The organism is Streptomyces beijiangensis, from assembly GCF_017315755.1.
Classification (GTDB): domain Bacteria; phylum Actinomycetota; class Actinomycetes; order Streptomycetales; family Streptomycetaceae; genus Streptomyces; species Streptomyces beijiangensis.
In genome coordinates this window covers 1-12530 of record NZ_JAFLRJ010000343.1, presented here as the reverse complement: position 1 = coordinate 12530, position 12530 = coordinate 1, and the positions used below count along the sequence as shown (strand labels likewise).

Genomic DNA, 12530 nt, shown 5'->3' with positions numbered 1-12530 from the left:
ACACCGTGCGGATCGCCGCCCGCGACATCATCAACACCGCCACCGGCCCCAATGGCAGCGCCCTTGCCGCCCTCGTCGCAGCCATGGTCTGGACGGTCATCCTTGCCGGACGGTGGCACGAGGCGAAGAACCACGCCCACCAGGCTGACGCCGCCCGACAGGCCGCTCAACACCTCCAGGCCGCCGCTGACCACGCTCTTGCCCCGATCCTCGCTGAGCTGGAGGGGCGCCAGCCGAACCAGGAAGCACGCCGCACCCTGGCTCACGACGTCCGGGCAGCCGTTCCCGAGCACGCCGAGCAGATCCTCGCCGATGCCAACTGGCCGGCCCTCGCCACGATCCTCGCCGAGGCCGAGGCGGGCGGGCACCGACCCCACCAACTCCTCAAGGAGGCTGCTGGGCAACGGGAGTTGCACACAGCCCGCCAACCCGCCCGAGTCCTCATCAGCCGCATTCAGCACACCAGCCGTAACCCCGCCCCCAACCGCCGAGCCGAAGCCGCCCGCCGCCGCACGACGACAAGCACACGGCCAGAGGTTGGGCCGGCTCTTGCACCGCAACCGTCCGCGCCTTTCCTCACGCCAGCCCGTAGCCGACCCTCGCGGTAGATGATCGGCGCGTCGCTCAGCGGTGTGCACCCACGCTGAACGTCACGAACGCGGCCCACGCCGCGGGGCTCACACTCACATGCCTGCCGCCACGAATCTTGGAATCCCGAATCATGATCGATTTCGGGTCGTTGTCAGCCACTTCGACGCAGGTCTCGGTGCTCGTGTAGGAGCTGGTGTGCCAGTTCGGTTCGGCTTTCATGGCGGCCGGCCTCCTAGTCAGTGGGCATGCGGTCGAAGTGGTCGGTCGCGGCGGAGATGAGCTCCCGGGCGGTGGCCCCGTAGACCGCCGACTGCTGCAGGAGCGCGAAGGCTCTGGCGTACAGCTCGACCTCTCTGGGCTGGGAGACGGACATCTCCGCGGAGAAGGTCTCGACGAGCACGAGGCGGTCGTCGAACATCGAGAAGGAATGGCCGAGCCATATGTCCGCAGGCGCTGCCTTCGGGACGATGCCCACGCTCACCCGGGCGAGCCCCATCAGCCCGATCAGCCGGTCGAGTTGCGATCTCATCACCGCCGGGCCGCCGACGTTGGAGTACAGCGCCTGCTCTCCCAGGAGGACGTTGTAGATCCGGATTCCTTCGTACAGGTACCTCTGTCGCTCCAGGCGCTTGGCGACCGCGGCTTCGGTGTCGTTGGGGAACTCGTAGAAGCGGACGGCCTGGCGGAAGATCTCGCCGGCGTAGTCGGCGGTCTGGAACGTGCCCCAGATGGCGTTGGGGTGCCAGATCCGGAACACCTTGGTCCGCGCGTAGATCGGCAGAGCCTTCTTCTGCCGGGAGGCGGCTCCGGCCTGGAGCTGTCGGCGCCACTCCATCCACAGCTCATCGATGTGGCGCAGGGTCGCAACGAGGTCGTCGATCTGCTCCGCCTGGCTGGTTGCTTCGCACCAGGCCCTGACGTCTTCCTCGCTGGCGTTCTGCTTGCCGTGCTCGATGCGCGAGACCTTCGACTCGTGCCAGCCGAGTACGCCGGCGAACGCCCGGCCACTGGCGTATCCGGCGTCTCGCCGGAAGTTACGCAGCCGGGCGCCCAGCGCCTCGCGCGTCTCCTGTGCTTGATTGCTCACGGATGGATCAGGGCTTGTACTCGCGGTGCGGTGTGGCAGCGGTCCATAGGAGGTCTCGTACGCGAGCGCACTCCGTCACGATGTAGGGGTCCTCGATCAGCTCGGATCCCAGTACCCGTCCTGTCTGGTCGAAGTGCCCCACGGCCAGGGTCTTGTCGTCGAACAGCCACCAGTCGTTGCCACCGACGGGGAGCGTCAGGTGCTTTGGGAGGTTGTGGCGGGGAAGCCACCGGATGTCCTCGCCGGCCTCTGCGTTGACCGCTGTGGTGGCGTACTCCCATTGGACGTACGGCGTGTGCGGCTCGCTCACCACCCGCACGCGCCGCACCGACTTCCCCTCACCGGTGACCCGCCTGACCATGTCCGTCCACGGCGCCATGTAGGAGTGGTCGACGACTCCGCGAAGCCAGTCCGCGTACGGGCCGTCCTCGTCGGGCACGGAGTAGTCGTCCCTCAGCTCCAGGTGGAAGGCGTCCTGCGCGAAGCTCTCAAAGAGCTGGTTGCGTTCGGCGCCGGAGATCAGCTCCACGCGGCTCCTCCAGTAGGGCTCTGATCGCGGCCTTGGGGACCTCGACCACGGTCTCGTAGTCCGGGATGTCCATCTGCGCCAGAGCCTCGGAGTCGGTCACCACCGGGCCCTGGACGACGAACGTACCGCCCGGGGTGAGGATCATGATCGGATCGGCGATGCGCCTGATTTCCCCGGCGGGGAGATCGTCTTTCGTCAGGTGCTCGAAGAGCTCCGTCGGGACCTCCACCGCCGTATGCCCCTCGGGGATGGTGAGTTGCATCAGCAGGTCGTTCGCGAAGATCTGCCATCCCTGAACGAGATAGGTGTCCCGGTCGGTCGAATAGAGGGTGGGGCAGTCCCCCACGTTGGAGTTCTTACCAAGGAACCGTAGCTTCATGGTCGTTCTCCCGTCTGCTGCCTTGCGCCACCTTGCGCGAGAACTCGATGGTCGACCCGCGGTTTGAGCCCGTCAACGAAGGTGCTGCAAACTGGCGCAAGTTCCTTGGGAGTTGAGTTCCGGCGCAGCTACGTTCGTTGCAGATCGCAGCACGCGATGACAGGCAACGAACCGGGCATGGAACGGGGAGCGCACATGATGACGCTCGCGGTGTACCGAGTGGACGGCCGAGGGCATCACCAGGTGGTGAGGCGCGAACGAGAAGTCGCGCCGGCCGAGACCCCGGAAACCACCAGCAGCTGGCCTCCCTGCCGATGCCCCAGATGCAGCGACGTAAGGCTGGTGACATCGGATGAGCGGCCCTCACACGATCATCGAGCGCAAGACATGGACTCTGCAGCCCGACCGCGAGCCTGACTCACAACCCGTGACCCACGCCATGAAGTGCGTGGTGTGCGGCGAGAAGTCCGACGACAGCGGTGAGTGGGAGGCTCCCCAGACCTGGGCCCTGGTGCACTCCGGCCGCAACCCGATGCACCTCACGTACTCCGAGGTCATCACCAGACCGTGGAAGGCATGGATGCAGCCGTGAAGCGGCGCATCCCACTCGGCCGGCTCGCGGACAACGCCTTCCCCTTCATGATCGCCGCTTCTGTCGGCCTCTTCCTGGCCGGCGCCGCCGCCCTGCGGCACTGAGACCGGTCCCGCCTGAGCGGTGTCCCCCGTGGCGCTCGGGCGGGGCCTCCCCCCCAACCCTGGAGGCACACGCATGTCAGTAACCGTGAACGAACTCCGCACGGGCCGCTCTCTGGTCGCCGAAGATCTCTTCGAGAGCGTCGTGCGCATGGTCATGCACGAGAAGGGGCGCGAGCGGAGCTTCGCCGAGCAGGTGACGGATCAGGCGATTGCGTTCGTCGCCACGGCCGCCGTCGCGACCGTCCCCATGGTGCCCAGCGACGACGTCGACGAGGGCCTGCACGCCTTCATCCTCCACACGCCCGACCACCACGCGTTCTGCACGGAACACGCGGGCCGCTTCCTGCACCACAACGCGCGTCCCGGCATCCCGCGCAAGGTCGAGGACGTCACCGCATCCGCCCACGCAATGAAGGCGGCCGGGTACCTCGTCCTGGACGAGCACTGGACCGTGAACGGTGCGAACGCCGCACAGTGCGACTCGGACTGCGGCCGACCGTACGGCCAGGCGTAATCCCCAGCTGAAAACCGTGCGGCCGACGCCTGACAAAGCGTCGGCCGCACCCTCATCGAAGGACCACATCCCGTGCCAGACCCCACCTCGGAACTCCCCTTCGTGATCCTGGACGCCCTCAGGCCCATCTCCCAGCGGCGGATCCTGAACCGGCGAGGCTCCGCGGTATGGGATGTGGAGACCGAGACCCGCAGATACGCGGTGAAACTCGGATACCCCATCGCACCGACCCCTGAGTGGCCGGCCCAGCCGTGGACCGCCCTCGCACCCGCCCGTGAGGGCGCCGTGTTCCACCGGCTGGACCTCGACGACATCGCCTACGGCGAATGGGAGCTGGGCACCTGGAACATCCAGCCCTGGCACGAAGGTCCCGACCTCTACGGACTCTGGGAACCATGCCGGGCCGACGGCTCCGCGATCGAGCCGCACGTGAGCGTTGCCCTGTCCTGCGCCAAGGCCCTGGCCCGGCTCCACGCCCAGGGCTGGTCCCACGGAGACGTCCAGCCCGCCCACTTCATCATCGGCCCCGACCGCACACACCTGATCGACCTGGCACTGGCACACGGACAGCCCGTACCGCCGAGCTACGACTTTCCCTACCGCGGATGCCTCGTCCACTACGAAGCACCAGAGATCTCCCGCAGCATCCTCGAACGTGGTGTGGCGGAACCCACCCCGGCGGCTGACGTCTACGCGCTGGGGGCTTCCCTCTTCATCTCCGCAACAGGCTGGCGAGCAGTCGCATACCCGGACGATGCCTCACGCCCGCAGCAGAGGAAGGCCATCGTGAACGCCACCCACCGCCCCGTGAACATGGCAGGACCACTTGGAGTGTTGATCAACGGCATGCTCGCGTACGACATCGAAAAACGACCCAGCATCGACGAAGTAGTTAAGGCCCTGAACTGATCAACAGCGGCGAAAGGAATCTCCCGACTGGTCGGACCACGAAGCATGCGACCCGAAGTACGACCAGGAGCTCCACGGACTGGCAACAGCACCCACCCCGGCTACCGTGCATGGAGGGATGTATTCCGGCCAGTGGGTTTGCGTCACCTGTTTTCCGGCCCTGGCCTGCGAGGGCGGCAGGTGCCCACGGTCGGGGGCCTGTCATGGCGACCAGATTCTGGCGTGAACCAGCCGCTATGAGTTGTGAGTTAGGGGGAATGGCCGCGTCATTTTCGGATGTGCGTGTGAATGTGTGGGACTTCGGAGGCCGGTGTGGCCTTCGGATTCACTATTCCCTGGGGGGAAGTTGTGCACACCTCTTCATCCGGCATGCCCAGAAGACGTGCGAGACCCCGTATCCGCTTTTCCGTGGTGTCGGCTGTGGTCGTAGCCGCCCTGGCCGGGGCGGCGCTGCCCGCTCTCGCCTTACCCGCCGATTCAGTTGTGGCGGGCTCGCAGTGGGGCAAGAAGACCGACTTACCGCTGCCGCCGCTGCAGGGCGGCAGCAACACCGCCGCACCGTCCCAGCGGGCCGCTGCTCAGAGTGCGGACCTCCAGGCATGGCATGCCCGCCAAAGGCAGCGCCCCTCCAGCTCGTCCACCGCCAGTCAGGCGCAGGCCCGTTCGGCGTTGGCGGCCGGGACAGCCCCGCAGGGGCAGGGCGAGGTGCCGTGGCACCAGTACCACGGGTTGCGGCTGTCGAAGTCGGTGGCGGTGAAGGTGGATTACTCGACCGGCAATCTCCTGGTCGCGGCCACTGATTTCGACACCGCCGGAGTGGCGGGGAACCTGACGTGGACGCGGACCTACAACTCGCTCGATGCCCCCTGGGGTGCGGTGTCGCACGCCTGGTGGCTGGGCTACGAGCGCTACCTCGACACCGAGCCGACCGCCTCCGTCGATCTCTACGACAAGTCCGGGGCGAGGGTCTCGTTCAAGAAGAACACTGACGGCACCTTCACCACGCCGACCGGCTACTCGCTGGACCTGAAGAAGAACGCCGACGGCACGTACACGCTCACCGACCGCAAGTCGGGGTCCAAGGACACCTACGACGAGTACGGCAACCTCACCCGCATCGCGGACCGCAACGGCAACCACCAGACTGTGGAGCGCGACCGGGACGCCGAGAACGCGGTCACCGGCATCAAGGTCACCGACGACGCCTCGGGCCGCTCCATCACCCTGGAGCGGCAGGATGCCGCCCACTGGAGCGCCCAGGACAGCAGCGGGCGGACCGTGGGCTACCACCTCGACGGGGAGGGTCGGATCGATCAGACCACGGACGCCGAGGGCAACGGCACGAAGTACAACTGGGACGCCGACGGCCGCCTGGAGAAGATCACCACGTCCGAGGGCCGGGCGATCCTGTTCGGCTACGACGGTCAGAACCGCGTCACCTCCTACAAGCAGTTCGCCGAGGAGGGCGGCTCCGGGGGCGGCGAACCCACCTGGACCCTGGCCTACTCCGCGACCACCCCGACCGCAGCCGGCACGACCAGGGCCACGGACCCGCTGGAGAAGACCACCACCTATGACCACAACGCGGACGGCGAGGTCACCAAGGTCATCGACCCGCTGACCCACTCCCGCGCCAAGACCTACACCCGCCACCTGACCCAGACCGCAATCGACGCCCTCGGCGTCGGGACCACGTCCGGCAATGTGACGACCTATGGCTGGGACAGCCGCAACAACCCGACCTCCGCCAAGCTGCCCAGCGGGGCGCTGGCCTCGATCACACCGTGGCTGACCAAGGCCGGCATGGATGTCCCCGGCACGTTCACCACCCCCGACAACACCAAGTCCACGTACGGCTACGACGCGGTGGGCAACACCACCTCGGTCGCCGTCGCCGGCACGGGCGGGGGCACCACCAGCTCGACGTACAACCCGGCGACACCCACCTGCGGCGGGTTCGTGGGGCAGCGCTGCACCGTCAAGGACGCCCGGGGCAAGGTCACCCAGTTCACCTACGACGACCAGGGCAACCTGACCAAGAGCGCGCCACCGGCCCCGCAGATAGCGACGACGGCCACCTATGACGGGCTGGGACGCCCCAAGACGGTCACCGACGGCCGGGGCGTCACCTCGACCTACAGCTACGACAACCTGGACCAGGTCCGCAAGGTCACCACCGGCGCCCTGACCGTCACCTACACCTACGACCTGGACGGCAACCTCACCGCCCGCACCGACCAGAGCGGCACGGTCACCCACGCCTACGACGGACTCGGCCGCGAAACCGTCCGCACCCTGCAGGACGACTCCCAGTCCGTGCTGACCTACACCGCGGACGGCAACGTCGACGCCTACCAGGACCCCGCGGGCACTACCGACTACACGTGGGACGACGCCGACCGCCTCACCGCCCTCAAGGCCCCCGACGGTCAGAGCACCACCTACGGCTACGACAACAACGACGGCCGCACCCGCACCACGTACCCCGGCAACACCATCCAGAACGTCACCCTGGACGCCGACGGCAAACCCAAAACCATCAAGGCGACCTCCCCGCAGGGCACCCTGACCGACCTGGCCTACACGTACACCTACCGGCCCAGCGGAGCCACCGCCGACAAGAACGGCGTCAAGATCTACACCCGCACCGACAACCGCGACGCCACCCACCGCAAGAGCACCTACAGCTACGACAGCACCGGTCGCCTGACCCTCGCCAAGGACACCAACAGCACCGGCGCGGCGTCCGGTTCGTGGCTCTACTGCTTCGACGCGGCAGGCAACATGACCTCCACCTCCACCACGACCACCGCCTGCCCCGGCACCACCGCCTACGGCTACAACGACCCCGGCCAGCTCACCTCGAAGAACACCTCCACGACCGGGTGGTCCTACGACGCAGACGGCAACGAAACCGCCGCCACCCCCGCCGCAGGAACCTCCCGCACCGCGGAATCCTGGAACGACTTCGGCCAGCTCACCAGCCTCACCGCCGGAGGCACGGCCTACCCGGTGGAGAACGCGGACACCACCAACACCGAACGCACCCGGATCGGCGACACCTGGTTCCACCAGACCCAAACCGGACTGGCCGCCGCCACTACCGGCGACACCGACACCGGATTCATCCGCGAACCGGCGGGAACCCTCAACTCCATGACGAGGGACGGGAAAAGCTACTACTACCTCACCGACGCCACCGGCAACGTGATGGGCCTCGTCGACTCCACAGGAACCCGCACCCACACCTACACGTACACCCCCGCCGGCCAGCCACGCACCACGACCGAACAAACCCCCCAGCCCAACCGCTACACAGGCGCCTACCTCGACCCCACCGGCCTCTACAAAATGGGCGCCCGCTACTACGACCCCAACCTCGCCCGCTTCACCACACCCGACCCCAGCGGCCAAGAAACCAACCCCTACCTCTACGCCGAAGGCGACCCCGTCAACCGCATCGACCCGAACGGTCTGTTCTCGGTAGGCGCCTTCCTCGGTGGTGTCGGGATTGCCGTCGTGGCTGTGGGTTCCGGAATCGCGACTGTCGCCGCTGCCCCGGCGTGCGTAACCATTATCGGTTGCGCGCCCGCAATCGTAGCTGGAGGGACCACGATCGCCTCTGTAGGAGCATCATACGAGTTCTTCACGAAAGCCTTCTAATGGGTGCCGGACGCACAAGGCAAATCATTGCAGGCGGAGTTCTGCTTGCGCTGATCGCTATCGGCATCGGGATCGCTAGAGGGACTGGGGAACGAGCAGGCGTCGTCCTGATCGCTGTGGGGCTGGCGGTCATAGCGCTTGGTGGGTTGGCTTTTCTCCTCGGCCGACTCCGAAAATGAGCAGGGCTGAAATCGCCGTGTGAACGTATGCGGTCGGTGCGTTTGGAGGAGCGGCGGCCGGCGCTGCCGCCAAAGGGTACCTCGTGTACGAAGGACAGTGAGAGAAATGCGTGATCGCGTAAACGGTAATGCCGTCTTGGCTATCGGCGCGACCTGTGGCCCGTCCATAGGGGCTGGGTGCGTTGCCGGCGTTGCCTCTGGCGGTGCGGCCCTTGTAGAGGGAGCAAACGCGTACAAAAGCCTCACGACGGCTTTCAACGAATGAGCCCGGCTTCCAGAATGCCAATCGCCATTTCTGGGGCCATTGTCGCCCTGGTGATCGCGGCGGTTGTCATCGCTATAGTGGTCGACGCCGATGTGGTTAACGCCGTGAGAATAGCGGGATTCATTCTCATAGGCGTGGCAGTCCTGCTCGGCATCATCACGTTAATGAGACGGACGAAACGACGTCAGTAATAAGACGACACCCTCTGTGGCCGCAACGCTCAGGCGTTGGGGCCACAGAGCTCTCGCCCTCACCACCGCAGCGCCTGCGGTGTCAGTGCAGGGCCCCGGCAAAGTCGTTGATCATGCGGTCAGGAACAGGTTGAGCATTTTCGACTTGAGGGGAACGCTCCTCACGGCTGGAGCTTCAGTTGCTGCCGCCACTGTGGGAACCCTTGTGGGCGGGCCCATCGTCGGCGGTGCCGCTGGAGGCTGTGCCGGGGGCGCCGTGGGGGAGAGTGTGACCGGGGGATCGCTCTCGGATTCACTCAAGTCCTGTGCCGCGTGGGCGGTCGTTGGAGCTATCGGCGGAGTAGTTCTGACCGTACTGCCGGCTGCGTGACCGACGTACATGCCGCCCGATGCGTACGAGAGGAAACCGATCGAATTGGATGGACCGTGGAAGGGCGCTGACCGCATCAAGTGGCCCTTGATCGCGCTCGCACTCTGTGCCATATCGGTGGTGTTCGCCCTGCTGTGGGCAGAGACCATGCTCCCCTTGTGGATTCTCCTGTTCCTTGCGCTCGTAGCAGTGCAGCAGTTGCTCAAAGGAATCCGCGAAAAGCGCAGAACTGGGTAGAAGCCCTGACTTCGAGCTCTCGGACGAACGCCGTGATGGCGTCGGCGCGTCTGGGGAGCGCTGATGCGTGAGCGATGCGTGAGCGGACGGTGCGGCAGAGGCCGTCCTGAGCCGGATGGGGCACCAAGGCACGCGTCTCTGACCAGGCAAGTCCGGACAGTCGAAGGCTGTCCGGACCGCCCGGCAGAAGATCACCAGGACTTTTAATCCGTTGGTTGTGGAGCGATGTGTGAGCGGATGTGCCGGTATCCCCGTGGACGGCGGCGGCGGACGGAAGGGCCCTGGGCACGAGGTTCGTGGCCTTCCCGGAGACCTCCCGGTCGTGTTTGGGCAGCAGGCTCATGTACGTGTCCGAGGTGAGCACGATCGTGGAGTGCCGCAGCGTCTCCTTCACGGCGCGGAGGTCGCCGCCCCCCTGTGCGTGAGCGTTGCCGTGACGTGGCGCAGATCGCGGAGGGTGATGGGCGGCAGATCGGTGGTCGCCAGGTTCCGGCGGAAGGTATCGGAGACGGTCTCCGGGGGAGCCACGAGCCGTCCTCCGGGGTGAAGACCTTGCCGGATTCGCCGTGAGCTGCAGGCGGGTGGACGATGGGGCAGCGAGTTCAGAGCTGGCCGAGCCGAGCCACCGCCTCGCGCAGTACGCTCTCGCGTTTGCAGAAGGCGAAGCGGACCTGTGTCCGGCCTGGTTTGGGATCGTCGTAGAAGACCGAGTTGGGTACGGCCACGACGCCGCATCGCTCGGGGAGTGATCGGCAGAAGGCGAGGGCGTCCTTCTCGCCGAGTGCGGCGACATCCGTGGTGACGAAGTACGTCCCCTGGGGGCGGTAGACCTCGAAGCCCGCGTCCGTGAGCCCACCTGCGAGCAGGTCGCGCTTGACGCCCAGTTCGTCGCGAAACCCGATGAAGTAGCTGTCCGGCAGGCGCAGGGCCTCGGCGACTGCGTACTGGAACGGGCCCGCCGAGACATAGGTCAGGAACTGCTTGGCCGTACGGATGGCTGTCACCAGGGGCGCGGCAGCCGTAACCCAACCAACCTTCCATCCCGTGAACGAGAAGGTCTTCCCGGCAGAAGAGATCGAGACAGTGCGGTCTCGCATCCCTGGCAGGGAGATGAGCGGGATGTGCTCGCCCTCGAAGACCAGGTGCTCGTACACCTCGTCTGTCACCACGATCAGGTCTCGCTCGACGGCTAGCTCGGCGATTGCTGTCAGCTCATCCCGGGTCAGCACCATGCCCGTCGGGTTGTGCGGGGAGTTGAGCAGCAGCAGGCGAGTGTGGGGGGTGATGGCATCGCGGAGGGCGTCGAGGTCTGGGCGGAAGTCGGGGGCGCGGAGTGTCAGGGGGACGCGGGTGGCGCCGGCCATGCTGATGCAGGCCGCGTACGAGTCGTAGTACGGCTCGAAAGCGATGACCTCGTCGCCCGGCTCCAGGAGTGCGAGCATCGTGGCGGCGATGGCCTCCGTGGCGCCCGCGGTGACCAGGACCTCGGTGTCGGGGTCGAAGGTCAGGCCGTAGAAGCGCTGCTGGTGCTCGGTGACAGCCATACGCAGTTCGGGGATGCCGGGGCCGGGCGGGTACTGGTTGCCCTTGCCATCGCGCAGAGCTCGGACCGCTGCCTCGCGGATCTCCTCGGGGCCGTCGGTGTCCGGGAAGCCCTGGCCGAGGTTGATCGCGCCCGTCTTCACCGCCAGTGCCGACATCTCCGCGAAGATCGTCGTGCCGAATCCGTCCAGCCTGCGGTTCAGCAGTGGCCTTTCGCTCATGTCCCCACCATCTCCTCGCGCGTGACGCAGATCGTCCGCGCCCATCCTGTCGGACGCAGGAAGGCCGGATCATGCGCGGGTCGCTGAATAGGTAGTCGAAAAGGGGTTGACTCAGCCGACCTTCCAGCCGGTGAAGGAGTAGGTCTTGCCCGCCGAGGAGATGGTGACCGTGCGGTCGCGCATGCCGGGGAAGGAGGCGAGGGGGATGTGTTCGGCGCCGTCGAAGGTGAGGTGTTCGTAGACCTCGTCGGTGATGACGAGGAGGTCGCGCTCGACCGCGAGGGTGGCGATCGCCGACAGCTCGTCGCGGGTGAGGACGGTGCCGGTGGGGTTGTGGGGGGTGCTGAGGAGGATGAGGCGCGTGCGGTCGGTGATCGCGTCGCGGAGCTCGTCCAGGTCCAGGTGGTACGAACCGTCGCGCGGGCGGAGCGTCACCGGGACGCGGGTGCCGCCCGCCATGGCGATGCAGGCCGCGTAGGAGTCGTAGTACGGCTCCAGGGCGATCACCTCGTCGCCGGGCTCCACCAGGGCGAGGAGGGACGCGGCGATGGCCTCCGTGGCGCCCGCGGTGACCAGGACCTCGGTGTCGGGGTCGAAGGTCAGTGCGTAACGGCTCTGCTGGTGGTCGGCGATCGCGGTGCGGAGCTCGGGGACGCCGGGGCCCGGGGGGTACTGGTTGCCGCGGCCGTCGCGCAGCGCCCGTACGGCGGCCTCCCGGATCTCTTCGGGGCCGTCCGTGTCGGGGAAGCCCTGGCCGAGGTTGATCGAACCGGTGGAGAGGGCAAGTGCGGACATCTCGGCGAAGATCGTCGTACCGAATTCGGCGAGGCGGCGGTTGAGCAGAGGGCGCGTCATGGCGGCCATCCTGCGCCGAACCTCTGGAGTTGCTCAACTCTGCTTTGGGCGCACGGGGGCAGGGGCATCCCCCTTCCACGCAAGGAGCGCAGGAGCGGGGGACCCCGCTTCGGGGGACGAAAGGACGGTGGGGGCGATGCCAGCTTTCATCATCGTGATTGTCGGCGTGGTCGTGTTCCTCATCGTGCTGGCCAGTGTCAGCACGCAGCGGCGGGAGGCGAAGGGTGTCGTGCGCAGGGGGCGGATGTCCCGCAGCGGATCCGCCTCCGGTGCGAGCGGCGCCGGCTGGTGGGTCGGCGACG

Annotated in this window: 9 protein-coding genes and 3 pseudogenes; 5 read left to right on the top strand and 7 right to left on the bottom strand. The window is 66.8% G+C overall.

The features are described 5' to 3' along the window. Positions 1-608 (top strand): annotated as a pseudogene (locus tag J0695_RS44250) (mobilization protein); the annotation flags it as partial. Between the two features lie 16 nt (positions 609-624). On the opposite strand, the gene J0695_RS30090 reads toward J0695_RS44250, so the two are convergent. The 4 genes from J0695_RS30090 to J0695_RS30075 are packed head-to-tail and all read right to left on the bottom strand — an operon-like array spanning position 625 to position 2586. Next, positions 625-810 (bottom strand): DUF397 domain-containing protein, encoded by a 186-nt coding sequence (locus J0695_RS30090; RefSeq protein WP_206967331.1) that lies wholly within the window; start codon positions 808-810, stop codon positions 625-627. A gap of 13 nt (positions 811-823) precedes the next feature. Beyond that, entirely contained in the window at positions 824-1678 is an 855-nt protein-coding gene (locus tag J0695_RS30085; protein ID WP_206967328.1) for a helix-turn-helix domain-containing protein, read from the bottom strand. 7 nt (positions 1679-1685) lie between these two features. Next, positions 1686-2207: a DUF6879 family protein gene (locus tag J0695_RS30080; RefSeq protein WP_206967326.1), complete on the bottom strand. Its 522-nt coding sequence runs from the start codon at positions 2205-2207 to the stop codon at positions 1686-1688. Next, positions 2167-2586: a hypothetical protein gene (locus J0695_RS30075; protein ID WP_206967324.1), complete on the bottom strand. Its 420-nt coding sequence runs from the start codon at positions 2584-2586 to the stop codon at positions 2167-2169. Before J0695_RS30075 ends, J0695_RS30080 begins: the two co-directional genes overlap by 41 nt. 352 nt (positions 2587-2938) lie before the next feature. On the opposite strand from J0695_RS30075, the gene J0695_RS30070 reads away from it, so the two are divergent. From J0695_RS30070 to J0695_RS30055, 4 genes are all read left to right on the top strand, one after another. Further along, entirely contained in the window at positions 2939-3178 is a 240-nt protein-coding gene (locus J0695_RS30070) for a DUF7848 domain-containing protein (protein ID WP_206967323.1), read from the top strand. Positions 3179-3355: 177 nt separating this feature from the next. Further along, complete coding sequence (locus J0695_RS30065; protein WP_206967321.1) at positions 3356-3796, top strand: UCP032817 domain-containing protein; 441 nt, start codon at positions 3356-3358, stop codon at positions 3794-3796. A gap of 72 nt (positions 3797-3868) precedes the next feature. Further along, positions 3869-4705 (top strand): protein kinase domain-containing protein, encoded by an 837-nt coding sequence (locus tag J0695_RS30060; RefSeq protein ID WP_206967319.1) that lies wholly within the window; start codon positions 3869-3871, stop codon positions 4703-4705. A gap of 408 nt (positions 4706-5113) precedes the next feature. Beyond that, a complete protein-coding gene (locus tag J0695_RS30055) occupies positions 5114-8368 on the top strand; it encodes an RHS repeat-associated core domain-containing protein (RefSeq protein WP_307798807.1) in 3255 nt (1084 codons plus the stop codon). Between the two features lie 1519 nt (positions 8369-9887). Here the strand turns inward: J0695_RS30055 and J0695_RS30050 are convergent. The 3 genes and pseudogenes from J0695_RS30050 to J0695_RS30040 form a co-directional block, all read right to left on the bottom strand. Continuing rightward, positions 9888-10173, bottom strand: a pseudogene (locus tag J0695_RS30050) (site-specific integrase); the annotation flags it as partial. A gap of 39 nt (positions 10174-10212) precedes the next feature. Next, the gene (locus J0695_RS30045) at positions 10213-11373 is read right to left on the bottom strand and encodes a pyridoxal phosphate-dependent aminotransferase (RefSeq protein ID WP_206967316.1); all 1161 of its coding nucleotides are present in this window, start codon (positions 11371-11373) and stop codon (positions 10213-10215) included. 114 nt (positions 11374-11487) lie between these two features. Further along, positions 11488-12237, bottom strand: a pseudogene (locus J0695_RS30040) (aminotransferase class I/II-fold pyridoxal phosphate-dependent enzyme); the annotation flags it as partial. Between the last annotated feature and the right edge of the window lie 293 nt (positions 12238-12530).